The following is a 25,033-nucleotide window of genomic DNA, read 5'->3' on the forward strand; positions in this document are numbered from 1 at the left end:
TGCGTAATGGTGTTTCTGCACATTGCTGCTTGTGGGCATTGGCGCTGCTGGCCAATGGCACCAGACGTTACTGGCGCTTGATGTCGTGGGTTGTGGTGACTTCTATGCCCAGTCGTTTTGCCAGCCGGGTGAGGTTGGCTCTGTCCATTTGTAGCTGACGTCCTGCTTTGGCCCAGTTGAAGTCTGCCTGAGTCAGTGCTTCACTGATCAAGCGGCGCTGAAATTCATCGGTGGCCTCGCGCAGCCCCTGATTGAGAGGAAGCTCTCGCTCTGCCTGCACCGGACTCGTCTCAATGCGCGGATGCGTTGTGCCCTCGAGTAGTCCGATATCTTCAGTGCTTACGGTCACCAGCGGCTGCTGAGGATGACGCGCCCGCGCTTTGAGCGCCGCGCGGTTAATCACATGTTCCAATTCGCGCACGTTGCCGGGCCAGTTATAGCCGATGAGGTAACGCAGTGCCGCCTGCTGGATTTTCAACTGCACGATACCGAGCTTGCGGCGGGCGATTTCCAGCAGGTAGCCTGCGAGCAGCGTGATGTCGCCGTTGCGTTCACGCAGCGGCGGCACATAGATCGGATACACACTCAGACGGTGATATAAGTCGGCGCGAAAACGGCCCGCCTCGACTTCATGTTTCAGATCGCGGTTGGTGGCCGCCAGAATACGGACATCAATGGTTTGCACCTTATCCATGCCCACCGGCTGAATCTCATTATTTTGCAGCGCACGCAGAATCTTGCTCTGCGCTGCCAGCGGCAGCTCGCCGATTTCATCGAGGAATAGCGTTCCGCCGTTCGCCAGTGCGAACTTACCCATACGATCACGATCAGCACCGGTAAAGGCGCCTTTGACATGGCCAAACAACTCACTCTCGACCAGGTTTTCCGGAATGGCGGCACAGTTGACATAGATCAGCGGTTGGCGGCGGCGAGCTGACTGGTGATGGATGGTCCGCGCCACTAATTCTTTACCGACACCGGTTTCGCCATGGATAAGAATATTGAACTGGGAGGGGGCAACCACATCCAAATCGCTTTTCATCGCCTGCATTGCGCTGCTTTGACCAATCAGCTCGCTGCCGTCTCGTTCCCAGGCCTCTTCATTTAACTCTTCAAGACGCAGCTGAGTCTGCTTGGCTTGAGCTTCAAGCTGGGAAAAGGTCAGCGCCATTTTCAGGGTAGACGCCGCAATTGCCGACAATACTTCCAGGCTGCGTTCAGGGATCCGTTCAAAGGCATTGGGAGTCAGGCTGTCCAGCGTCAGGACACCGAGCAGGCTGTCACCAAATCGTAAAGGCAGCCCCATGCAGGAGTGCATTGGCAGATCGTCGTCATGATCGAGCAGCAGGCCGTCAAACGGGTCAGGTAGCGGACAATCGGCATTGAAGCGCACCGGAGCCGATGAATGACAGATTTGCTCCAGGCGTGGATGCTCCGCAATCAGAAAACGGCGTCCCATGGTGTCGCGGGTCAGACCTTGCATCGCGAGAGGGATCAAGGTCTCTTTTTGCAGTGACATCAGGGCTACGCAATCGCACTGAATGGTTTTTCGTACCGCATCCAGCAGACGGTTAAAACGGTCTTCATCATTGAGTCCGCTGGCGAGTCCGATGGTCATATCGACCAGGGTGGAAATGGAGAAATCCGGCATAAGCATGTCCGATGGTGTTTTTTGATATTGTAGTGTCAAAATGACATGAAATAAACGAGTTATTTTGACATTTTTATCGTGGCGACATTTCAATCAAATTTATGTTTTTCAGTGAGATAGAAAGTGGCATTGAACCTGCAATATCGGTTACAGAAGAATCGACGTCAGGTCTCAGGCCACACATTTACAGTGGTCAGCCCGCCTGACATTATCTCAAAAAATGGGGAACATCATTTTATGCTCAATGACCATACTATCGCGATTGTAAAAAGTACCATTCCACTGCTTGAATCCGCCGGCCCGGCTCTGACCCGCCATTTTTATCACCGTATGTTCAGCCATAATCCTGAGCTGCAGAATATTTTCAACATGACGCACCAAAAGACGGGCCGTCAGAGTGTGGCTTTGTTTGAAGCCATCGCAGCGTATGCCAAACACATCGACAGCCTGGAAGCCCTGAGCAGCGCGGTAGAACGCATTGCGCACAAGCACACCAGTTTCAATATCCAGCCGGATCATTACCAAATTGTCGGCCATCACCTGATTGAGACCCTGCGTGAACTGGCTCCGGAGGCGTTTACTGCTGAAGTTGAGCAAGCCTGGACCGATGCTTATTTGTTCCTGGCCAAAGTGTTTATCGATCGTGAAGGTGAACTGTATCTGCAGCGTAAACAGGCGGCCGGTGGCTGGCAGAATGCCCGTCCGTTTGTGGTCAGTGAGAAGCGGATTGAATCCGAGCTGGTCACCAGTTTTGTCCTGACGCCGCAAGATCGCCAGCCAGTGCTGGAGTACCTGCCAGGTCAGTACATCAGTATTGAAGTGACGCCGCTTGGTTCGGCCTACAAAGAGATTCGCCAGTATTCGTTGTCGCAGGCGAGTAATGGTCAAGACTATCGTATTTCGGTGAAACGTGAAGGCGCTGAGAGCGAGTTTGCGGGCCTGGTGTCGAATCACCTTCATGCTGCGGTGCAAGAAGGCGATATTGTTAACCTGTACGCACCAGCGGGCGATTTCCATTATGTCGAGCGTGAGCGTCCGGTGGTACTGATCTCAGCAGGTGTCGGCGCGACTCCGATGCAGGCGATGCTGCAGGCCTTGGCTCAACAGGGTAAACAGGATGTGACGTATCTGCATGCGTGTCATTCTCCGTTCCAGCACTCCTTTGTTGATGAAACCGCGACGCTGGTGGCTACCCAACAGTGGCAGCAACATATCTGGTATCTGCAAGGCGAGCAGGGCGAATCACGTCAGGGCCAGATGCAATTGACGGATGTTGAACTGCCGTTGGCTGAGGGGGATTTCTACCTGTGTGGCCCGGTGGCGTTTATGCAAAATATCGTCGCGCAGCTGGGTCAGTTAGGGGTTAATCCGGAGCGCATCCACTATGAGATGTTCGGCCCGCACGCAACGCTGACGGCATAAAGCGCATCAAGCCAAAACATATAAACAAAAGGCCCGTGAAGGGCCTTTTTGCTGCCGCATACCATCCGCCAAGAGCAGAGGGGGTTTTCCTGCCGCTTATTCAGGCAGTGACTGCAACACATCAAAGGTCAGTTCATGACTGCCCAGGTCACCCTCGACAAACAAAGAGTGACCACTGATCATCACAGACAAGTCCATGGTGCGTTTTGGTTCGGCCGCCATTGCGCTGATCACTTCCGGATCGAAGCGCACGATCTCAGCCTGATGGTAACTGAGTTTACCTTTGTTCTGCTGCCACCAGATGTCAGATTTCACCTGATAAGTATATACCTTGGTTACCGCACTCTGACGTGTCACTTTTTTAACACGCTCTACGTCCGGCTCACCTAGCTCAATCCACAACAGGTTGTGGTCAGCCAGGTCTTTTTGCCAAATGTCCGGTTCAGCGGTGGTTGAGATGCCTTTGGTAAACTGTAAGTCCGGGTGAGCGTTGAGACAGAATGCCATCACGCGGGCCATCATACGCTCATTGGTTTCAGACGGGTGTAACGCTACAGTGAGGTTGAGAGTATCGTAGTGATCACGGTTGATGTCCGACAGGGAAAGGCGGAATTTATAGATAGTGGGTTTAAGTGCCATGAAAATGCTTACGTCAGAGAAAATGCTCAGGCCGAAGAACTTAACTTACGTCAGATAAAACGTACGTCAGATAAAACTGATGTCGGATAAAACAGGTACGTAAGAAACGAAGCCGGAGAAATTTTACGAGTCCCAGAAACGAAAATAGCCAGCTCTGTGAGCTGGCTACTATATATTTGGTCAGTTCAATTACAGAACTTTGATGCTTTCAGCTTGTGGGCCTTTTTGGCCTTGAGTGATTACGAACTCAACTTTTTGACCTTCAGCAAGAGTGCGGAAACCGTCACCTTGGATTGCGCTGAAGTGAGCAAAAACGTCAGGACCGTTTTCTTGCTTGATAAAACCAAAACCTTTAGTTTCGTTGAACCATTTAACGGTACCAGTAACTGGAGTAGACATAGTGTAAATCCTAAATCAAAATTTAAATATCGCCGACATTGGCGCGGATAGCGTGGAAAAGTAGCTTGCTATGCGTACGACACTACGGGACTTACAAGTAATCCAACGAAACAATGTGTATACAAAGAACTTCATTTCTAGCTGCTATCGAGTCTAGAGTAATCCCGGGGGTTGTCAATCGAATCTTCACTCAACGACGTCGCTTTTTCAGTTTTTATCATTTTTTTTGCTCTTCGTACGCTTTTTGTGCAATTGAGTGTCTATTAAATGCAAAAAAAAGCGGCTTGAATGGCAGTGCAGATGATTGACTCAAAGAAAATTAGGCGCACAATACACGACGAAATAGCTCATCATTTTGTCACCCAAGGAGGTATCAATGAGCCACTCAGCAAAACCGGTGCGCGGACATCAGTGTGCAGACACCGAGTTCGGACGCGGCACCATCAAAGACAACGCACTGAAAGCCGTCGTGACGAGTCAGTTATTCAGACAGCGAGTTGAGAAAGCGAAAAAGGGCAAAGGCAGCTTCAAACGTAGCATGAAACATAAAGGGAGAGAGACCTATTCCAATGCTGCTTAAGAGATGCATTCGACTAGGTTTTTTCCATCCCCAGCTCTCTTCATAAACTGGTTTTTCATCATTAATAAAGAAAGGCGCTGTCAAAAACAGCGCCTTTCTTGCATTTTTTGCCCTTCCTGCCGAGTACCGGTTTTTTGTAATCATTTGTTACTGCGCAGACTCTGAGAGTCCTGATATGGGGGAATTGTGTCTTAATCAGTTTGCGGCCCCTGTTTTGCTGATGCCGTTTAGAAACGGCTTAAGTGTTGCCTTATTTTCGCAATCTCAGGTTACCGCAGCGCAATAGAGTTGGTTGTGGTCACATTTTCAGCAATGAAACAAAAATTTACAACCGTTAAAAGTTTGTATCAAAACGCACATTCAGACTCACCTTAGCCCTGTCAGGTGCTGCTATTACTACTTGAGTGGCGATTAAATTTTAACCCTCTTTTAACAAAGTTCGGGCGGTTAAACTTTGTACGCATTTTTGCGATTTACGGCTACTTGCAATAAAAATCAGATCAGCGAAAATGCGCACAAAATGAGATTCCATTATTGAAAGTGTGCTTTTAAAGCAGAGGTAATCCTATGATAAAGCTGTTAGTGATCATGATGACATCGGTGTCAGCCGGCGTAGCGTCTGCTGATCATTTGCATTCTTTTATGCTCGGCCTGTCAGTGGCAGCCCTGGCGGTAGGAAGCTGCTACTGGTTTGCGTTTCGTAGCACCCGTTTCCCGGAGCTTGCGCTGTTTTTGCTGATTTGCGGCTTACTGGCCAAAGTCGGTGTGACCATTCTTGGTGTTGCCTGGGGCATGTCGGCTCAGTTGATAACATCACCTATCGTGTTTGCGCTGTCTTATCTGTTCTTCTCGATTGTGGTCACCTACCTGTGGTTTACCTACCGCGACAGCATGACTAAAGCACCGGAGATCTCAGCGTAGTCAGGCCCTGTGCGCGGTAAACGACGGCGTAAATAGTGTGATTCGATAAAAAGAGGCTTCGGCCTCTTTTGCTATTTCTCCAGTTTAACTTTTACTCTTTTGTCTGTTCAGACAGCTTTATCTGAAGCGGGGATAGCGTCGTGGACGAGGTTTGAGGGATAAGTGATCTGAGGAGATAAAGTTCGACTATAGTTCTACAGCCACAGCGCTGTATTGTTAATACACTGAGCTAATACACTGAGCTAATACACTGAGCGCTAAATAGTAAGGAAAGGGCGGACGTATGGAAACCACACTGTTTTGGATTGAAAAAGCCGTTTTAGTGGCCGGGATTGTATTTGTCCTGACCGGGATTACTCAGTACGGCAAGCGCAGTCATGACTGGAAAGGCGTTGTGACGATGTTTTACAAGCGCATTCCGATGACGGTGGCAGAGTATAAATGGTATCGCCTGGGCATTGCGATGGTGGTGTTTGCTGTGGTGCTGCGCATCATTGTACTGACCCTGTGGCCGGGGTACTGAATTCCCTGCTTCGTAACACGGATGATCTCTTACCCGGCTCGCACATTAACCGCACGCGGGGCGGATTAATCCCGCCGCTAATTTGAGCGAACAGTCGAGTTATCAATAAGTAAGCCTAATATTCTGGCTTGCGGGGCAAAAATGGGTATACACTCACTGTTACACCCACATCAGCACGGACGGTCACTGTATGTCGTATTCCATACTCATTTGTGATGACTCGGCCCTGGCCAGAAAGCAGATGGCGCGCTCGCTGCCCGCCGCCTTAAACGCCGATATCACCTTTGCTACTCACGGTCTGGAAGCGCTTGCGCTGCTGGAGCAAAATTCCTATCAGCTGATGTTCCTTGATTTGACCATGCCAGAGCTGGACGGCTTTGGCACGCTTGAAGCCATGCAGTCAAACAATGACTCGACGCCGGTCGTGGTGGTTTCCGGTGATATTCAGCCCAAGGCCAGAGAACGGGTCATCGCGCTGGGGGCGAAAGCCTTTATCCAAAAGCCAATCAGTCAAACCGATCTTAATGCGGTGATTCGCGAGATTCTTGAGCCGCCGACTCAACCGAGATTGGTGACGCCGATCAGCATCGAACTGCCGGTTTTACGCCGCCGTGACATTTATATGGAAGTGGCTAACGTTTCCATTGGTCGCGCTGCCGATGCGCTGGCACGTCATTTCGATGTGTTTGTCCAGCTACCGTTGCCTAACGTCAATATCTTTGAAGTGAGCGAATTGCATATGGCGCTGCGTGATCTGGCTGACAACAGTCAGGTTTCGGGGGTATGCCAGGGATTCAGCGGTGAGGGGATTGCAGGTGAAGCTTTAGTGCTGCTCAGTGATTCCAGCGTGTCGGATCTGAAAAAACTGATGCAGGTTCCGGCAGAAAGTGTCGAGCTGGAAGAGCTCGAACTGCTGATGGATGTCTCCAATATTCTGGTCGGCTCGTTTCTTAATGGCCTCGGCGAACAGGCGGAAGTACGCTTTTTCCAGAGTGCGCCGGTATTACTTGGCCAACACATTCCGATCGATTCGATCATTGAGTCCACCGCAGGATCGTTTAAGAAAACCATGACCTTTGAAGTAAGTTACAACATTGAAGGCACCTCAATTCGCTGCGATCTGCTATTTATGTTTGTGGATGAGTCACTGCCGCTGCTGGATCACAAACTGGCCTACCTGATGGAGGACTTCTGATGCTGACTTTACCGGCTGAATTTGAGCAGTTCCACTGGATGGTGGACATGGTGCAGAACGTAGACATGGGGCTGGTGGTTCTCGATCGTGATTACAATGTGCAGGTATGGAACGGGTTTATGACCCACCACAGCGGCAAGCAGGCCCATGATGCCATCGGACAGTCGTTGTTTACCCTGTTTCCTGAAATCCCGCCGGAGTGGTTCAAGCTTAAAACCAAGCCGGTGTACGATCTGGGTTGCCGCAGTTTTATCACCTGGCAACAGCGCCCTTATCTGTTTAAATGTCGTAACGTCCGTCCGGTGACCCAGCAGGCGGAGTTCATGTATCAGAACATTACGCTCAATCCGATGCGCACGCCGACCGGCAAAGTGAACTCACTGTTTTTGTCGGTGCAGGACGCAACCGCTGAAGCGCTGATGACGCTGCAAAGCCAGTGAGCGCCTGGTAAACAAACAACTCACCACGCAAAAATGGTGCAAAGCCAAGGAAGCCCTTGGCTTTTTTGCATACACTTTAAGCTCAGTTGCTGCCGCGGGATCCCCAGTATCCTGCAAGGAGAAGAACCATGCCGTTACCCAAAGTCTTCTACACTGCCGAACAAGTCAAACAAGGTGAAGCCATGGCTGCGAAAACCATAGGGCTGGAGATGTTCAGCCTGATGGAACGCGCAGGCCAGGCGGCTTTTACCGTCGCTTATGCTCAGTATCCGGGCGCTCATCACTGGCTGGTGTGTTGCGGTGGAGGCAATAATGGCGGAGATGGTTACATTGTTGCGTGTCTGGCACGTTCACTCGGCGTGCAGGTGACGGTCTGGCAATATGGCGACCCAGAGCAACTGCGCGGCGATGCACTATCGGCGTACTATCACTGGTTGGATCATGGCGGTGAGGTCTATCCGATTGACGATGAAGTGCCAAGGGATGTCGATCTGATCATTGATGCCTTGCTTGGCACCGGATTAAGCGGCACAGTGCGCGAGCCGTTGCAGCAGTTGATTGATACGCTGAATCGCAGTCCGGCACCCATTGTCGCGATCGACGTGCCATCCGGCTTATGTGCCAACACCGGTTCGGTGCTGGGCGCATCGATTCGGGCCACCCATACGGTGAGTTTTATCGGTCTCAAACAAGGGTTGGTGACGGGTAAAGCGCGTAACTATGTCGGCGATCTTAACTTTGCCGGACTGGGGGGTGGAAGAGACGTTCAATTCGCAAAATACGCCGACTTTACAGGCCATCGACCCTAAGTCGATCAAACAGCTCCTGACCAAGCGTGAACCGAGTTCTCATAAAGGCAGCCATGGAAAGGCATTGATTATCGGTGGCAATGAAGGTTTGGGCGGGGCAGCGATTCTGTCTGCCAAAGCGTGCGCGCGCTGTGGCGCCGGTTTAACCGCGACTCTGATGCACGCCAGTAATATCATGGCTATGCTGGCTGCCTGTCCGGAAATCATGGCTGCCGGCTGGAATGAAATGTCATTCATCGATGAGCGGTTGCAGTGGTGCGATGTGATTGCTGTCGGGCCTGGTCTGGGCCGTAATGATACCGCGCGTCATATCATGCAGCATGTCGAAAGAAGTGAAAAGCCCAAAGTACTGGATGCCGATGCGCTGCATTTTCTCGCATTGTCCGGTGGGTTTGACGCCCAGCGCATCATTACGCCGCATCCGGCGGAAGCGGCAAAACTACTCGATTGTAAAGTCAGCCAGATAGAAGCGGATCGCTTTAGTGCGGTCAAAGCTCTGTATAAGAAATTCGGTGGTGTGATTGTGCTCAAAGGTGCCGGTACTCTGGTGTATGACGGCCAGCAGACCTATGTGTGCCTGGCCGGTAATCCGGGCATGGCAACCGGTGGCATGGGGGATGTGTTAACTGGCATCATCGCATCTTTATTGGCTCAGGGCCTGAGCCTGACTGATGCGGCGAAGCTTGGTGTGCAGATCCACAGCATGGCGGCAGACATGAACGCCAAGGAATTTGGCGAGCGCGGGTTGCTCGCCAGTGATCTGTTCAGCTATCTACGTCAGTTGGTTAACTAATTCAGTTGGTTAACTAATTCAGTTGGTTAACTAGGTCCGTTAGTTAACTGGGTCCGTTAGTTAACTAGGTCCGTTGGTGAAATAAGTCCGTTGGTGAAATAAGTCAGTTGTTCAACTCAGGGGCTGATCAGATTGAGATAATACTCAGTTAACCAGTTCGTTGCCTGATGTGCTGCCTTGCTCGAATGCCAGCACATTGTTGAGTGTGGTTTCGGCAATATTGTGCAGCGCATCTTCGGTCAGAAATGCCTGGTGGCCGGTAAACATCACATTGTGGCACGCCGACAAACGGCGGAAAACGTCATCGACAATGACATCGTTGGACTTGTCCTGGAAGAACAGATCTTTTTCGTTGTCATACACATCCAGGCCAAGCGCGCCGATACGGCCACGTTTCAGCGCTTCGATGGCGGCCACTGAGTCCAGCAGCTCACCACGACTGGTGTTGATGATCATCACGCCGTCTTTCATCTGATTGAATGCAGCTTCATCCAGCAGGTGGTAGTTCTCTTTGCTCATCGGGCAGTGCAGCGTAATGATGTCACTGTTGCTGAACAGTTCTGGCAGGCTGACATACTTGGCGCCTAGTTCAATGGCAACCGGGTTTTGGTACGGGTCAAAGCAGAGAATATTCATCCCCAGACCTTTCAGAATACGCATCGCAGCCACGCCAATTTTACCCGAGCCAATTACGCCGACCGTTTTACCGTAAAAGTTAAAGCCGACCAGACCTTCTAGGGAGAAGTTGGCATCGCGGGTGCGTTGGTACGCTTTATGGTAACGACGGTTAAGGCACATCATCAGACCGATAGCGTGCTCGGCAACGGCTTCCGGAGAGTAGGCTGGTACACGCACAACCTGCATGCCGAGACGTTTGGCCGCATCGAGATCAACTTTGTCGAAACCGGCGCAGCGCATAGCAATCAGGCGGGTACCACCGTCATACAATTTAGTGAGAACCTCCTCACCCAGATCGTCGTTGACAAACGCACAGACCACTTTGCAATTCTGCGCCATCTGGGCAGTTTTCTCGGTAAGACGGAAATCGTGAAAGTGCAGCGTAAATTTATCGTTATCAACGATTTTACGAAATGAGGTTTCGTCGTAAGTTTTCGCGCTGAAAAAAGCGATATCAATCATAACAGTCTCCTTAAATAAGACCTGACTTCAATTAATTATCGCTATAGTTAAACGGATACGGCAAAAAATAAACCACATCTTTTCTAAGAGAATAAGGTGAGCGTAATGTGTGTGTGTTTTGCTCACCTTGGGTGATGTCTGTGCTACAGGCGAAGGCGGGCACCGACCGATACCGAGGTGCTGTCATAACCATGTTCCAGATCCTGATACGTGATTTCAGCACTGAGCTGTACATTCGGATTATTTGGCATCTGGATACGCGCCCCGGCACTGACATAAGGATTCACCCCGGAGTGGGTGGTCGATGTACTCGGACTGGCCGAGACGTTTTCCTCTTTCAGCTCGGTATAAGCGGCGCCGCCACGGGCAAACACAGTGGCAAACGAGCTGAAAGGCAATTCGACCCGGGCACCGGCCGAATAACTGTCATATTTAGTTTCGATGGCATTGCCGTTGCCATCGCGTAATTTCGCTTTGTTCGATAAAGTGCCGTTATAGCCTAAATCCACTGCCACAAAGCTAGTGATGTAGTAACTGTAACCGAGTGAGGTTGTCAGCACTTCATCGCTGCTGTAGCCGTTGTCGAGATCGGTATAGCCGACATCGGCACTGAACTGGTGCTCGCCCACGGCGGCGGCCAACGGAGATAAAGCCGAACACACTGTGCCCAGCACCACTGCGGTTATCCATCTGCTATTCATCGTTATTCTCCCGGAGAACGCTCATTATTGTTGTTGATTTATAAATGAGTTGGCCCGCAGTCAGCACACTTCAACTGGCACGTTAAAAGTTCAGGGCCCAGTACTCATTTCGTCGGTTTTGGACTCAGGTCAGCCATCAATCACATCTTTGTAAACATAGAAGAAATTAGCCGAGGGAGCTGCGTTTGATGAATAAAACGCCGATCAAGGTAGCAAAAATCACTATCAACAAGAGCAAATAAGTAACGAAAAAGCGTCGGGATTTGTAAGTGATGGTAAGGTGTTTAATCGTTGACCAGGTGGATGTATAAGCAGGGTGTTTAGTAACTTACTGTATTTTATCAATAAATAATTTTGATGAGATAAAATGGGACTCTGTGCGGGGGAGCAGGTATGCAATCTCTGCCAGCGTAACACAAAAAAATGTCAAATATCAGACTTGCCGGAAAGAAATCACGGCCTATAATGCTGAAAACCGGAGCGTCTGCCAACGCTCCGGTTTTTTTGTGTCCGCAAAGTACTCAAGTCTGCCAACCTGGGTACTACGCATTCTGCAAAAGAGACACAATTTGTGAATCAATCAAGGAATTACATAATGCGCATCGAACAAGAACTTAAGTTAGGTTTCAAAGATGTCCTGTTTCGCCCGAAACGTTCAACCTTAAAAAGCCGTTCTCAAGTAAATTTAACCCGCGAGTTTACCTTCAAGCATAGTGGCCGTCAATGGGCGGGTGTACCGGTTATCGCCGCCAACATGGATTCGGTCGGTAGCTTTGGGATGGCGCACGCGCTGGCTAAACACGGCGTGATGACTGCTGTGCATAAACACTACACAGTGGAAGACTGGGCGGAGTTTGTTAAAGACGCTGATACGGACACGCTGAACCATGTGATGGTATCGACCGGTACCTCAGAAGCGGATTTTAAAAAGACGCAGGACATCATGGCATTGAGCGATGAACTGATTTTCATCTGTATCGATATTGCCAACGGTTACTCAGAGCACCTGGTGGATTACGTACAACGCGTGCGCGCCGAATTCCCCGACAAAGTGATTTCAGCCGGTAATGTGGTGACGGGCGATATGGTCGAAGAGCTGATCCTGGCCGGTGCTGACATCGTTAAAGTGGGCATAGGCCCGGGTTCGGTGTGCACCACACGCGTGAAAACCGGTGTTGGTTACCCACAACTCTCGGCCATTATTGAATGTGCTGACGCCGCGCATGGTCTGGGTGGCCGTATCATCGGTGACGGCGGCTGTTCATGCCCGGGCGATGTTGCCAAAGCGTTCGGCGGCGGCGCGGATTTCGTGATGCTGGGCGGCATGCTGGCTGCACATGAAGAGTCGGGTGGTGAACTGGTTTCCGTCGACGGCGAAACCTTCATGAAGTTCTACGGCATGTCTTCTAAGAGCGCGATGGACAAGCATTCCGGCGGCGTTGCCGGTTACCGCGCAGCGGAAGGAAAAACCGTACTATTGCCGTACCGTGGCCCAGTTGAAAACACCATTCAGGACATCCTGGGCGGCGTGCGCTCAACCTGCACCTACGTAGGCGCATCAGAGCTTCGCGAGCTAACCAAGCGCACCACGTTCATCCGTGTGCAAGAGCAAGAGAACAACGTGTACGGTAAAGAGTAATCCGACAATACATCGGAAATATCGAACTATTGAGAGCCGCTTTTTAGCGGCTCTTTTTTTACGTCAAAAATGGAAAGTGGCGACAGATCTATAAAAAATTTGGTGGCGACGGGCTATAAATTGCGAAGAGGGTTACGGGTAATCGCCTCAGATAAATGGTCGGTAGCGAGGAGCGCGTAGCGCATGGTCATCGAGATATCCGCATGGCTTTGTTGCGTAATTCGATGGAACTAAATCAGGAAGTCACGATCTGATCGGCTACATCCATTAATCATCGTAGCCTTATGCCGAAACCTCGTTACAAAACAACTAACAGGAAACAGTACAACAAAGCCCTAATCAATCGTGGCTCACTCACTTTCTGGATTGATGAAGAAGCGATAAGCGAATGGAAGCAAAGCAAACAGAACAAGCGTGGCAGGCCTCGTCAATTCAGCGACCTAGCAATAACTAACGCACTGATGGTAAAACGAGTTTTCTCTATGCCATTGAGAGCAGTGCAAGGTTTTCTAGACTCTGTATTTAAGCTGGCTAACATACCGCTTGTCTGTCCGCATTAAACCTGTATAAGCCGTCGGGCTAAGGAAATTGAGGTTTCATTTAAAACCAAAACCAGAGGCGTGATACAGCATCTGGCCATCGATGCTACTTAAGCAGACACGTCTTAAAATCATTGAGATATCGGGTGATGGCGCTTATGACACAAGACGTTGCCATGATTCCATATGTATAAAGCGAGCAGTTCCGCTCATACCACCAAAGGAAGGAGCAGCCTTCTGGGAACAAGGACATCCTCGCAATCTGGCGGTAGGTTGCCAGAAGCTGTACGGCTCCAACAAAAAGTAGAAAAAGCGGTATGGATATCATAAGCGCTCGATCTCAGAGACAGCCATGTATCGGGTAAAACAATTGCCAGGTGGGAAATTAAGTCTAAGAAATTACAACGCTCAGGTTGGCTAGACTTACGCCATGATCAAAGCGTGAACAAGCTTACAGGGCTTGGTATGCCTGAAACTCAGTGTATTGTTTAAGTATCAATCAGCATAGGGCAGCCATGTCTTCTCACTGAATTGAGCAACAAAGCCGAGAACCCATAGTAAAAGTACCTATTAAACCTTTGGAGCTCGCTCAGAAAATAACAAGTATTTCCGTCGATTCCCACAAACATTCTTTACGATTATTTGGTGAAACAAACCAGAAAGAGCTAAAGCAGTTAAAAGACTTATTAGTTCAATCTAATGCTCGAGAACAGATTACAGCCCTAGAAATACGTCAAAAGGAAATAGAATCTTTGATTGTATGCCCCATTTGTTCAGCAAAGACTGATTTTGTATCTCAACCTTCTGGGTTTAAGCAAACTTGTAGTTGCGGCTTTACACGATACTTGAAAGATTCAAACGATGGCAATTTTAATTTTGAACAATTCTATAAGAGCAGCGACTTTTTACTTACCAGACGAAGAAGTTTTTCTGTTGATTTTGATGAGTAATCAAGAGCAAGCGTTGACTAGGCTAAGGGATGAGATAGGTAAATTAGTTACACCTCTGTAATTTTATTTACTAAATCAAAGTGTGACTACCTACTTATTCCATATGAAATCAACTTGTTACTGAAGGGAATGTTTGTTGCAATGCACTTGCTTGTATACAGAGGCTGCTAAGTACGGAGTATTTAGCAAAATAAAATTTGAGGCTAGGCACTAAGGAGAGGTGTTCAATGGATACTACGTCCCGCAGCAAACTTGGATCTGCAAGTATGATATTCGACTCTACTTCTGTTAGTGGCTGTCTAAGGGCCATTTTGACGAAACGAGAACTATCTCAGCCCACGGGCCAGCCGCTATTTACTTATCAACTATCAGAGCCCGAATATCGTCATTTGCAAATCAGTTTAAAAAGCCAAAAATTGCCAACAAAGTTGCATCGGGATAGTAGCTGGTGTGCGGCTTTTTGTCTTTTTAGTGCTGAATGGTACCGACGTAAATATCAAGGAGGATGGAGTTGGAGTGGTATATCAAGCAGTTTAGGGTTTGAGTTAGATGCAAATCAACGTAGTAAGGTAATAAAAACAGGTTTTAAATATTGGCAGCGAACCGTTAGTCAATATAACGATGATAGGCATAGTTTTCTTGGCTCAGTGTTCCGAGAGGGCGGTCTGCCTTATGGTCTGCTAGCTAGTCAAGGCGGCAGGTTCTTAGTAATTTTTAAGCGTATTCTTAGGGTTTTTGATGATGCTCAGGCATTCGGTCAGTCGCCTTTTGAGTTGGTGTTAGAGGGGCTTGAACACTTACCTGAGGCATTTAAACAAGAAACAACGGTTGATCTTATTACTAATATGGCGGAGCTATTGCTGCGTTTAACCGACGAATACAACCTGCAACAACAAGAGCAACCAGTCAATCATTTAGATACCCAACTGCCAAATTGGCGAGATCTATTTCCAATCCCACTTGATACAGACACTGGCAGTGAATTTCTCTCCAGTTTACTGACTTCAGCTTCAGTTCAGCGACAAAGCAAGTCACAACAAACAAAACGAATTATTTGCTCGCAAAGGCTTTCGAACCATGAAGACTTGGGTTTTGTTACTCAAATTAAATTGATGAAGGCGATACCAATGCCTTTTAAACGCGAAGCATTGATTAACAGTCGGGTTGAGTTATTTATACAAGAAGGTAATCGAGTAATCGCCGAGTTGGGTGTCGGGCATACAACCTTTGAAGGCGAAATGACCCAGGTAATTTTGCGAACCCCTGCATGTGAGTTTCGTCGCCAATCCATAGAGCAAGACTTGTACTTAGTCGTGTTACAAGCTGGTATTGAGCTTCATCGAGAAGAAATTCCAAACTGTGACATCGCTATTAATGAGATGCCGATTGTTCTTAAGTCAGACGGTGAACATGATTGGGTCATTGGACAAGGAAGCGTAAATGTCAAAGCCGACCAACTTAAAGTTCTTTTGCTAAAAGGTTCAACGTACACAGCCGAGTTTCCAGACTTGTGCAAGTCAGTAACGACTGAACGCTACCAATTAGTAGAGTTTAGTGGGGAAATTAAGGTTGATTACCGTACTGAAGAAGGTGAAGGCGACACCTATGTAATATCGACTCGTCAGTCAGCAGTGTTGGCTGAGCAAGTGAGTGTGCGAGGAGCTAAATTACAGTATTACTCTAGTACGGGACAACCAATCTATTTGGGTTTGCCAACCATTACCAGTCAAGAAGCGAATACAGAATTGTGGTTAGGTAGTAAGCCATTAGGAGAAGCTCATCAATCTGGTTTGTTTGGTATCCAATCAGTACGTTTAAAGGGGAGTGGTAATCGCACAATACTTCGTAAACGGCTTGCTATTCTTCCGCAGTCATTCCAGTTTGAGCTTAAGCCGTCTAAACAAGCTAATAGTGGCTACGTTGATCTTCATTGTGAACGCAACTTATTTGTATCGATAGAAGGAGAGCAAATCTCTTATAAGCAAACAAATATAGAAAGCGGTAAAAGGATCAAGGTGACAGCCGAAGGGGCACCGCCAGCAGATATTATTGTTTCCATAAGTGCTAACTTGATGGCTGACCCGATAAAAGTACGGGTACCTTTTCCAGCGTCTGGTGCATTAATCTTTGACAAAGATGGTAAGGGTCTAGCTAAACGTATCACCATCGATGATTTATTAGGCGCGCGTATTCAGTTTTTCCCGCGCGTGGATGTTGCGGCGAGTTATCATATTGAATTGAAAGGACCTATGAAGTCTCGTGATGCTTATTATTATTGGGAGTACAAGGTTACAGATAAGGTCCTTGAAGTAAGTCTATATGAGTTCCGTCATAGAATTCAGGAGCTACTGGCGGCATCTGGTGAACTTGATGATGAAGTTCGAATGGTAATTGGGGGGGGCGGGTTGTAGAGAGCAACAAATAATTATTGGTCGATATGCAACCGAAGCCCAGTTGGTTAATGAGACGGTAAGTTTTGACGTGAAGCTGGGGAAAGATCTCATCATTCAGCCAGAAGTGATTAATTTGGCAGACCCAGCAGAAAAACCGCATGCTCTTCAACAAAGATATTCCAATGGCGCAGCGACAGGTGTATTCGAGCTGAATAAAAGGTTATATCAGCCAACGTTAATCGTTCCTTCAAGCAAGACTGAGCTGGCATTTCGCGCAAAATTTATTCCTGGTAGTGAGGCTATTGATTGTATTAGTGATATCCATACCTTAAACAAGGCTGTTGCCTTATTCCACCCAATAACTAATCCAAATGCGATAGCCGATGTATTTCCAATGTTAGCTAATGATTTTAATCACAGTAGTTGGCGATTTATTAATGACTTGTTTGCCAATTATTCTCACCTCCCAATGGCTACGTTTGAAGTATGGAAAGCAATAGTGAAACACACCGCTTGCCTATCAGCACTTGCGTTTAAAGCTGATAACCCCGTTCAGTTGATGGAACGTTTGAAAGTGGAATTTAATGTTATTTGGGAGCTTATACCGCTGCATATTTGGCAGTCGAATATTGATAAATATCGTCAGATGTTGTTAAGCATAGGACTGCCTGACAAAGTGGTGGATAACAAAGTAAACAGTAGACTAGAAACACTTTCAGAATTTACCCCATTGTTTGAAGAACAGTGTCGAGCATTGTTCTCCGATCAATTTATCCAACCAGAACCGAATTTGTCAGCTGTTTTTCAATATTGTCTGCCTGAATGGAGTCAAGACTTGGTGCGAGTTCATTTGTCTGACCGTGAGTGGCCGACAGCATTTAGTTTTGAGTTAGAAACATGGTGCAAAAAACACTGTGAATCGCTTATTCATTTCGAAGTCATTCGTGGGTTCCACAAGAGCGTCCTTTATTTTCCTATCTTTGCAGCGGCAGTGGCGTGTGGAAAAGTTCAATTGGAAGAACTATCATCGACACTTTATCCCATTCATTATTTCCATTTGCGACAGATTGTCGAGTTTGATCGTCATTGGTTTAACCCCGTATTTCAAAGTGCATTATATGTATTTGCTCAAGAGGAAGCTTAAATGAAGCAATATTTTTCCACCCTAAAACAACAAGCTAATAGTCGAGCAAAAGAGTCAACTTTGAGTATTTTGGGTATTAATAATCCCGCTCTTAGAAACCATTTAAGTGAGTTGATGGAAACGGATGAAAAGTTTGTTCATGGTCCTGTGTTTGAGCAAATGTTTGCTTGGGAAGCAGACGAAATAACGATAGAAGACCTCTCTACCCCTAAACATAACAACCTACTCAGCCCAGAACTACTAGACGCGCTAGATGTCGCACCGCATAAAGAAGGGTGTAAAAAAGACAGCAGTTGCAAGTGTAAGTATGTGTTGAATCGAGAGATAAGACCATATAAACACCAATTAGAAGCATGGAGAGGCTTACTTGATCTTCAACCCCAATCTCAGATTATCACCAGTGGTACCGGCTCTGGTAAAACTGAGTGCTTCATGGTGCCAGTACTCGAAGATTTGTATAGAGAAACGCAACAGATAAACAATTCGCTAACTGGAGTGAGAGCGTTATTTCTTTATCCTTTGAATGCGTTAATAAATTCTCAGAAAGAACGACTAAATGCTTGGACGAGGCACTTTAACGGAGATATTCGTTTTTGTTTGTATAACGGGAATACGCCAAATGACCTTAAAGCCCAAGATAGGCAAAGGCAAAGAAAGCAGCCTCAGGAAGTTCTTTCTAGAAAGTTGATGCGAGACGACCCAGCACCCATTTTGGTAACTAACGGAACCATGCTGGAGTATATGTTGGTGAGGCAAGCTGATGCTCCCATTATCCAAAAGTCGCAGGGTAAGTTGCGTTGGATCGTACTAGATGAAGCGCATACGTATGTTGGTTCCCAGGCCGCTGAGCTTGCTCTGCAATTAAGACGTGTCATGCAAGCTTTTGATGTTAAGCCTGAAGATATTCGCTTTATTGCGACTTCCGCAACGATTGCGGGCGCAGAAGCTGAAACGCAACTAAAACAATATCTTGCTAGGTTAGCTAATGTTGATGTACAGCAGGTAGTTGTCATTGGGGGGAAACGTGTTGTTCCTAACTTGCCCAAAGTAACGCCAGCAAATTTAACCCTCAGTGAAATAGAAGCGATAGATCCAGAAGGTGAACAACCCAAAGAGAAGAAGCGGAGTCAAAACTCGGAAGTATCAGAACGTCGATACTCTGCTTTAGCGAGCTCAGCATTAGCTGTGAAAATACGAGAATTGTTATCTGGATACAATATAGGTCCAGTACATTACGCTGAATTAATAGATAAATTAAAACCTTATGAGTTAGATGAAGCAGAGTTAACTCGATGGTTAGATATTTGCACAGGAACTAAAAGTTCCCATAATAGTGAGGCATTTTTAAAACTCAGAGCTCATTATTTTCAGCGAACATTGCATGGTTTGTGGTGCTGTATTGACCCCAACTGCCCGAATAAAAAACAATCTAAACTGAATGGCGCATGGCCATTTGGGTATGTGTATAGTGAACATCGTCAGAAATGTCATTGTGGTGCGGTAGTGCTTGAACTTGCGTTTTGCAATGATTGTAACGAACCTCATTTATTGGCAGCCGATCACAATGGACACTTGCAACAGTGGACGGGAAAAATTAATGATGAGTTTTCGCTACTTGATGAAGCTGAAAAAGAGATGGATGAAGAGCGCTCAGATCAGTTTTCTAAAAATGCAACGGCAAGTGATACTCAAGTCGTTATCGGCTCAAAACAGAGCGATGATTACCTATTAACGGGTTTTGATATTGTTGGACATGAACGCTTTCCAGATAAGAGTCCAATCCGGTTGACTAAGTCGATGAGTGAATCGCAACAGTGTTGTGAATGTGGTTACTCAGGAAGAGGTCAGTACAATAAAGCGTTGCGAAGAGGTCTATTAGGCGCGCCATTCTATACGGCGAATGTGGTACCAACAGTACTCGAGTACTGCCCAGATATTGAGGTGGATAAAGAATCCAGGATAGGTCCTAATTCCGTTCCAGGGAGAGGACGTCGGTTAATTACCTTTACCGATAGCCGACAAGGAACCGCGAAAATGTCAATTCGGATGCAACAAGAAGCTGAGCGGTCTCGGTTGCGAGGTTTAGTATTTAAGGAGCTTCGTAGGCATGTTGAAGACAAAGTTGTTATAGATGGGGCGTTACTTAACCAGGTGAAAGACTACTTGAGTATGCCGATCGAAAAACTACGAGTTATGTTGCCATCCATCGAACAATCCATGCCTGAAGACGCAAAAGCACTAAAAGAATATATTAATATTGCTAGTAGCTCGGTTGCTATACCGGTGCCTCAAACGGTCCCTTGGTCTGATCTTGTTGATGTTATTAAGCAAGATAATGATTTAAAAGAGTCGATGTTAAAAGAGAACAAGAGGTTGTCGCCGGAAATATTTGATGATTCGACTGGGCCTATACGACTGACTCAAATGCTACTGACAAGAGAATTTGCTAGACGACCCAAAAATAGAAACAGTCTAGAAACTCAGGGCTTGGTTAAGATAGTCTACCCAGGATTGGATAAAATCGATGTTGTACCGGAGCTTTGGGAAAATTACGGCTTAACAGTAACAGATTGGCGCGATTACCTTAAAGTATGTCTGGATTTCTTTGTACGCGAAAACTCCTATATAACCATTGATCGTGAATGGATTCGTTGGATCGGCATGCACTTTTCTCCCAAAACCTTATTAGGGCCTGACGCGAGTGATGTCGATGAAAACAGAGCAAAGAGTTGGCCGCTAGTAAGAAAAGGCAGTAAACGTCAACAACGTATAATCAATTTGCTCACTATTGCCACAGGTATTGATATAACGAGTACGTCAGGAGAAGACACTATTAATGGCTGGTTGATTTCTGCTTGGAATGCGTTAACTGGTTCGAAAATCTTGCAAGATTCAGCAGCAGACAAACAATATAGTTTGAACTTGACTAATGTCAGCTTTTCATTGATGAATTCGGCTTACATATGCCCGGTTACGAACAAGCTGTTGGATACTACGTTCAAAGGAATCACTCCGTATATTCCGTTTAAAGGTCAGTTAGATGATAATCTATGTGAAGAAGTGAAACTTCCGGCTGTATGGGCTTTTGAAGGAAGTGATGACTTCTTGCTTTCACTGATTTTAACGCGCAAAGCTATTGCGAACTCATCGGAAGTGAAAGCACTAAGAGAGCAAAACTTGTGGACGGATATTAATGACAGAACAGTAGAGGGTGGTTTTTACTACTCTTCTGCAGAACACTCTGCGCAACAATCCGCTGAGCGACTTAAAATATATGAGGATGAGTTTAAAGTTGGTAGGAAAAATGTCCTCAATTGCTCTACAACAATGGAAATGGGCGTTGATATAGGGGGGATTACTGCGGTAGTGATGAATAATGTACCGCCACACCCTGCTAACTACCTTCAACGCGCAGGTCGGGCAGGCCGATCTAAAGAGTCTAGAGCGATAAGTTATACGCTATGCAAAAGCAATCCTCATGACTCGTTGGTTTTTAACAACCCGAAATGGCCATTCACCACCGTTATACCTGCTCCACACGTTGAATTTTCATCTGAGAAATTGGTGCAGAGACATGTAAATTCATTTTTGATGGGACGCTTTTTAATCGAAGAAATTGGTTTAACAAGTAAAGAAAAATTTAACTTAGATCTTGAGTGGTTTAACGCAAAGGTTAATGACGAAAAATCTATCGCAGAACGTTATATCAATTGGGTGAAAACGTGTGATAAGAAGTTTCAATCAGCCTTGTCTACTTTAGTTAAAGGTACCGCGTTGAGAAATGCTCCTTTGGCACAAATTTGTAAGTACTCAGCAAAGAAAATAGAGGAAATAACCACTCGGTGGGTAAATGAATATCAATACATAGAAAATGAATTGATCGGCGTTGATCCTGATGGCCCGTATGCTTTTAAGCTAAATAGTGAGAAGTCCCGTTTATGTCGAGAGTACTTACTGCGAGATTTAGCAACAAGGGCGTTCCTCCCGGGATATGGATTCCCTACGGATGTCGTAAACTTGGATACTGATAATATCGCCGATTTTAGAAGGCAGCTTCAATTTAGGAATCTAAGTAAACTCGATCGAGAAGATAATGTTTCTATAAATCGAGGATTGCCAAGTCGAAATTTAGCTGTTGCAATCCGCGAGTATGCTCCTGGTTCTGAAATAGTGCTTGATGGTCGAGTACATCGAGGGGCTGGTATTTCTCTGAATTGGCAAAAAATCCACGTTGATGGCGCGAAAGATTCTCAGAAGTTTGACCTAGCCTGGCGTTGTCCAAGTTGTGGGCAGACAGGTTACGAAACTGATTTAGAAGTACAATCTGATTCGAGTAATCTCGTGTGTACTAATATCGCTTGTGGGCAAGCAATTCCTGATAACACGGAATGCCGCAAAAAAGTAATTCAGCCTACAGGGTTTGTCACTGATTATTATCGAGAGCCGACGAATAATATTTCGAATAATGTTTATGTTCCCGTTCAACCTTCCTGGGTTATTGCATCAGGTACAGCGACACCATTACCAATGCCTGCACTTGGATATATGGTGTCGGATGCCAACGGCAAGGTCTTCCATCATAGTTCTGGATTGTCGGGTAAAGGATATGCGTTATGTATGGCTTGTGGTCGTGCAGAGTCAATGACAGCGAAAGGTGAGTTGCCAAACGCACTTAACTTTGAAAAGACACATAAACCACCGCGCCCTAGTAAGTTCGATAAAGATGAAGTAGGTCGACATGCGGACTGTGACGGGTCTGCCAAGATAATGTCTTCGATTCATTTGGGTATTAACTCTCGAACAGACGTATTTGAACTGGTGATTAAGAATCCCAAAACGGGTGAATACATACCTGATAATGAGCAGGGTCGAAAAATAGCGACCACTTTGGCTGTAGCGTTACGAAAGTGCTTAGTAGAGCAACTCGGTGTATCTACAAATGAGGTCCAATATAGCGTTAGGCCAACAGTTATTGGTGATAATCAACGCGCATTAGTACTACAACTGTTCGACAGCGTGGGCGGTGGTGCCGGATTTTCGACATCCGCGCCATTTCATATTTCCGAGATATTGAATGGATTAGTTGGAAAACTTGATTGTAGGAAGCAATGTGATGCGTTTTGTCCTGAATGCCTTTTAGAGTCGGATTCGAAGCACGATACCGATAAACTCGATCGCATGTTAGCGATAGAATGGTTAGGGGATAATTTTAAACATTACGTATCACTCTCGACTAAGCACCAAAACCTTATCAAGGATGGAAAATACTGCCCTCAAACTATCGAGGCGCAATTGACCGATTTACTCAATGAAAAGGTATCGGAATGTTTATTTGTTCTTTCTTCTGAAGTCGAGGGGTGGGATACATCTCTTGTCTTGATGAAATCGAAATTGCATGAACTATTAGCGAAGAATATCGCTGTTTCAATAGTCGTCCCTAAAGTTGAATTCACAGATGAAATTGTGAGTTTCTTAAGGGAAATACAAAAAATTGGAGTTCAGCTAAGATATGGGAAAGAGTGTGGGGCGATTGTTTTCCAAGGCTTGACAAGTAGTGGTTGGTCAACGTTAGCCAATCTTGACGTTAAAGCCACCACCCCAGGAGCGCATTGGCTTACAGCAGACGACATCTCCATTATTTCTTATAGTGAACCAGAAATCGCGACAATTCCTTTTGAGTTAGACTCCAAGGAACCAACTCACTTGTTAGGAGCAGTTCATGTTGATATTGCGACTGAATTAAATGGACAACTCTCAAACTTCGGTCGAGGTTTTGTGAAGTTATTAAAAAGTAAAGATGAGCGACTAACAAAGTTGCTTAAAGAAGGTGAGCTTAAGAGTGTTTCGTATTCGGACCGGTATCTCCAAAGCCCTGTTTCATTATTATTGTTAGCGGAAGTTCTCAAAGCACTAGTAGGAACATCAGATTGCCAAATAGAAGTAAATAGTTGCTTTGATGAACAAAATAGAAATCCTTATACGGTAAACCATGATTGGGATGATCGTGATGACTATAAAGCAATATTTGGTGCATGGTTGACCCATATGGCCGCTAAAACAGTAGATACAAATATAATTGATAATAAACGCGAAGTGCCGCACCGAAGAGCGATAAAGTTGCGTTTTTCTACTGGTGATATAGTTGAAGTCACTCTAGATCAAGGGTTTGGCTATTGGCGATTAGATCTCTCTGGTGGTATGCATCGGTTTGATTTTATGAGAGACACACACGACCAGATAAAAAGGTTAATTGAAGTATATAAATTAGCTAAGGTGTCTAACAGTGCTAACTGGTCCACTTGGATTGCTGTTAACGTGTTGTAGGTATTTCCAATCAGTATTGTCTATAGATATTACTGTTGGGTTGTTAAATCACACATTGAAGTTCAGTTCAATGTGTGAGCGCTTAGTTTTAACCAAGCTGGTACAACGACCGTCTTTGTGTAAGAAACTTTCTTACACAAAAACTCAGCATTAGCTCGGTTTATCACAAAAATATCAATTTATGGTTGTATTTGGTGATATCAACATATGGTTGTATCAACAGAAATATCGAACTAATGAGAGCCGCTGTTTAGCGGCTCTTTTTTATGTCAAAAATGGAAAGTGGCTAGTGAAAGTATGGCTCAACGCCAATGATGTACTAGCTAATCTACCTAGATTTTACCCATTTTCGGTAAATACTTGTACCCGCATTCCTATTGAGTTCGTCACTGTACACGTAACCGTATTTATCCATCAAATCAAAAGTGTGATAAGTCCATCCTGCTGCAAATGCTACGCCGATGAGGATGAAATATACGGATATCCTGTTAACTCTTGATATCATTTTGGATGAGTATATTTCATCAAACCTTTTCCCGTACCAAATGGTTTTAGGGAAAAGAACTACCGCACAGAGAACTGCACCGAGCCCACCAATCGGCACCAACAATACAACAGGTGAGAACGTCACCACATGCTTATGATTCAACAAATCTAAGTAATCTTGCAATGCGGTATAAGATATAAAGAACCAACCGCCGACCATAAGTAATAGTAAGCAAGCGCCTGCGATTCTCACTTTAGTTTGCTGTGGCATTTTCAGGCTCCGTTATTATTAGAGTCCGATTTTTCCATTGCTGCGTATATAAGAACTCGCTTAACCCAAAGGAA

General features: G+C 46.2%; 17 protein-coding genes and 3 pseudogenes. 13 read left to right on the plus strand and 7 right to left on the minus strand.

All coding sequences use genetic code 11. The annotated features are described in order from the left end of the window. Window positions 1-67: 67 nt before the first annotated feature. Window positions 68-1,657: a nitric oxide reductase transcriptional regulator NorR gene (gene norR, locus KNV97_RS05650; RefSeq protein ID WP_407701871.1), complete on the minus strand. Its 1,590-nt coding sequence runs from the start codon at window positions 1,655-1,657 to the stop codon at window positions 68-70. Window positions 1,658-1,888: 231 nt separating this feature from the next. Between norR and hmpA the strand changes: the two genes are divergently transcribed. Next, complete coding sequence (gene hmpA, locus KNV97_RS05655; protein ID WP_218561745.1) at window positions 1,889-3,073, plus strand: NO-inducible flavohemoprotein; 1,185 nt, start codon at window positions 1,889-1,891, stop codon at window positions 3,071-3,073. Between the two features lie 96 nt (window positions 3,074-3,169). Here the strand turns inward: hmpA and KNV97_RS05660 are convergent, their stop codons facing one another. Beyond that, window positions 3,170-3,712 carry a YaeQ family protein gene (locus KNV97_RS05660; protein ID WP_218561746.1) on the minus strand — a complete coding sequence of 181 codons (543 nt, stop codon included), beginning with the start codon at window positions 3,710-3,712 and terminating at the stop codon, window positions 3,170-3,172. A 189-nt stretch (window positions 3,713-3,901) separates the two neighbouring features. Continuing rightward, a complete protein-coding gene (locus KNV97_RS05665; protein ID WP_000106983.1) occupies window positions 3,902-4,111 on the minus strand; it encodes a cold-shock protein in 210 nt (69 codons plus the stop codon). Between the two features lie 376 nt (window positions 4,112-4,487). Between KNV97_RS05665 and KNV97_RS05670 the strand changes: the two genes are divergently transcribed. From KNV97_RS05670 to KNV97_RS05695, 6 genes and pseudogenes are all read left to right on the plus strand, one after another. Then, window positions 4,488-4,691 (plus strand): alternative ribosome-rescue factor A, encoded by a 204-nt coding sequence (locus tag KNV97_RS05670; protein ID WP_136487422.1) that lies wholly within the window; start codon window positions 4,488-4,490, stop codon window positions 4,689-4,691. A 567-nt stretch (window positions 4,692-5,258) separates the two neighbouring features. Then, window positions 5,259-5,612: an NADH:ubiquinone oxidoreductase gene (locus KNV97_RS05675; RefSeq protein ID WP_407701872.1), complete on the plus strand. Its 354-nt coding sequence runs from the start codon at window positions 5,259-5,261 to the stop codon at window positions 5,610-5,612. Between the two features lie 283 nt (window positions 5,613-5,895). Next, on the plus strand, window positions 5,896-6,135 hold the full coding sequence (locus KNV97_RS05680) for a hypothetical protein (protein WP_136487421.1): 240 nt from the start codon (window positions 5,896-5,898) through the stop codon (window positions 6,133-6,135). Window positions 6,136-6,325: 190 nt separating this feature from the next. After that, entirely contained in the window at window positions 6,326-7,330 is a 1,005-nt protein-coding gene (locus tag KNV97_RS05685) for a response regulator (protein WP_218561747.1), read from the plus strand. Further along, the gene (locus KNV97_RS05690) at window positions 7,330-7,770 is read left to right on the plus strand and encodes a PAS domain-containing protein (protein ID WP_136487419.1); all 441 of its coding nucleotides are present in this window, start codon (window positions 7,330-7,332) and stop codon (window positions 7,768-7,770) included. Before KNV97_RS05685 ends, KNV97_RS05690 begins: the two co-directional genes overlap by 1 nt. A gap of 128 nt (window positions 7,771-7,898) precedes the next feature. Then, a pseudogene (locus tag KNV97_RS05695) lies at window positions 7,899-9,372 on the plus strand (NAD(P)H-hydrate dehydratase). Between the two features lie 144 nt (window positions 9,373-9,516). Here the strand turns inward: KNV97_RS05695 and KNV97_RS05700 are convergent. Continuing rightward, window positions 9,517-10,512, minus strand: coding sequence for a 2-hydroxyacid dehydrogenase (locus KNV97_RS05700; RefSeq protein WP_218561748.1), 996 nt, complete (start codon window positions 10,510-10,512; stop codon window positions 9,517-9,519). A 143-nt stretch (window positions 10,513-10,655) separates the two neighbouring features. Then, window positions 10,656-11,213, minus strand: coding sequence for an outer membrane beta-barrel protein (locus KNV97_RS05705; protein ID WP_218561749.1), 558 nt, complete (start codon window positions 11,211-11,213; stop codon window positions 10,656-10,658). A 595-nt stretch (window positions 11,214-11,808) separates the two neighbouring features. Here KNV97_RS05705 and KNV97_RS05710 point away from each other — a divergent pair. Next, entirely contained in the window at window positions 11,809-12,852 is a 1,044-nt protein-coding gene (locus KNV97_RS05710; protein WP_136487414.1) for a GMP reductase, read from the plus strand. A 113-nt stretch (window positions 12,853-12,965) separates the two neighbouring features. On the opposite strand, the pseudogene KNV97_RS22110 reads toward KNV97_RS05710, so the two are convergent. Beyond that, window positions 12,966-13,058 (minus strand): annotated as a pseudogene (locus KNV97_RS22110) (integrase); the annotation flags it as partial. Between the two features lie 78 nt (window positions 13,059-13,136). On the opposite strand from KNV97_RS22110, the pseudogene KNV97_RS05715 reads away from it, so the two are divergent. The 5 genes and pseudogenes from KNV97_RS05715 (at window position 13,137) to KNV97_RS05735 (ending at window position 24,202) form a co-directional block, all read left to right on the plus strand. Beyond that, window positions 13,137-13,883, plus strand: a pseudogene (locus KNV97_RS05715) (transposase). A 369-nt stretch (window positions 13,884-14,252) separates the two neighbouring features. Beyond that, window positions 14,253-14,402, plus strand: coding sequence for a hypothetical protein (locus KNV97_RS05720; RefSeq protein WP_218561750.1), 150 nt, complete (start codon window positions 14,253-14,255; stop codon window positions 14,400-14,402). Window positions 14,403-14,568: 166 nt separating this feature from the next. Continuing rightward, the gene (locus KNV97_RS05725) at window positions 14,569-16,752 is read left to right on the plus strand and encodes an STY4851/ECs_5259 family protein (protein ID WP_218561751.1); all 2,184 of its coding nucleotides are present in this window, start codon (window positions 14,569-14,571) and stop codon (window positions 16,750-16,752) included. Further along, window positions 16,733-17,878, plus strand: a complete 1,146-nt coding sequence (locus KNV97_RS05730) for an STY4851/ECs_5259 family protein (protein WP_256611571.1) — start codon at window positions 16,733-16,735, stop codon at window positions 17,876-17,878. Before KNV97_RS05725 ends, KNV97_RS05730 begins: the two co-directional genes overlap by 20 nt. Then, window positions 17,879-24,202 carry a DEAD/DEAH box helicase gene (locus KNV97_RS05735; protein WP_218561753.1) on the plus strand — a complete coding sequence of 2,108 codons (6,324 nt, stop codon included), beginning with the start codon at window positions 17,879-17,881 and terminating at the stop codon, window positions 24,200-24,202. A 328-nt stretch (window positions 24,203-24,530) separates the two neighbouring features. Here the strand turns inward: KNV97_RS05735 and KNV97_RS05740 are convergent, their stop codons facing one another. Then, window positions 24,531-24,959: a hypothetical protein gene (locus tag KNV97_RS05740; protein WP_218561754.1), complete on the minus strand. Its 429-nt coding sequence runs from the start codon at window positions 24,957-24,959 to the stop codon at window positions 24,531-24,533. Window positions 24,960-25,033: the final 74 nt, after the last annotated feature.

Source organism: Vibrio ostreae (genome assembly GCF_019226825.1).
Taxonomy (GTDB): domain Bacteria; phylum Pseudomonadota; class Gammaproteobacteria; order Enterobacterales; family Vibrionaceae; genus Vibrio; species Vibrio ostreae.

Coding starts and splice junctions, on each gene's coding strand:
- KNV97_RS05700 (WP_218561748.1), bottom strand. CDS start 10,512: ATGATTGATATCGCTTTTTTCAGCGCGAAAACTTACGACGAAACCTCA.
- KNV97_RS05725 (WP_218561751.1), top strand. CDS start 14,569: ATGGATACTACGTCCCGCAGCAAACTTGGATCTGCAAGTATGATATTC.
- KNV97_RS05660 (WP_218561746.1), bottom strand. CDS start 3,712: ATGGCACTTAAACCCACTATCTATAAATTCCGCCTTTCCCTGTCGGAC.
- KNV97_RS05690 (WP_136487419.1), top strand. CDS start 7,330: ATGCTGACTTTACCGGCTGAATTTGAGCAGTTCCACTGGATGGTGGAC.
- KNV97_RS05675 (WP_407701872.1), top strand. CDS start 5,259: ATGATAAAGCTGTTAGTGATCATGATGACATCGGTGTCAGCCGGCGTA.
- norR (WP_407701871.1), bottom strand. CDS start 1,657: ATGCTTATGCCGGATTTCTCCATTTCCACCCTGGTCGATATGACCATC.
- KNV97_RS05720 (WP_218561750.1), top strand. CDS start 14,253: ATGGCAATTTTAATTTTGAACAATTCTATAAGAGCAGCGACTTTTTAC.
- KNV97_RS05735 (WP_218561753.1), top strand. CDS start 17,879: ATGAAGCAATATTTTTCCACCCTAAAACAACAAGCTAATAGTCGAGCA.
- KNV97_RS05705 (WP_218561749.1), bottom strand. CDS start 11,213: ATGAATAGCAGATGGATAACCGCAGTGGTGCTGGGCACAGTGTGTTCG.
- KNV97_RS05685 (WP_218561747.1), top strand. CDS start 6,326: ATGTCGTATTCCATACTCATTTGTGATGACTCGGCCCTGGCCAGAAAG.
- KNV97_RS05740 (WP_218561754.1), bottom strand. CDS start 24,959: ATGCCACAGCAAACTAAAGTGAGAATCGCAGGCGCTTGCTTACTATTA.
- hmpA (WP_218561745.1), top strand. CDS start 1,889: ATGCTCAATGACCATACTATCGCGATTGTAAAAAGTACCATTCCACTG.
- KNV97_RS05665 (WP_000106983.1), bottom strand. CDS start 4,111: ATGTCTACTCCAGTTACTGGTACCGTTAAATGGTTCAACGAAACTAAA.
- KNV97_RS05670 (WP_136487422.1), top strand. CDS start 4,488: ATGAGCCACTCAGCAAAACCGGTGCGCGGACATCAGTGTGCAGACACC.
- KNV97_RS05680 (WP_136487421.1), top strand. CDS start 5,896: ATGGAAACCACACTGTTTTGGATTGAAAAAGCCGTTTTAGTGGCCGGG.
- KNV97_RS05710 (WP_136487414.1), top strand. CDS start 11,809: ATGCGCATCGAACAAGAACTTAAGTTAGGTTTCAAAGATGTCCTGTTT.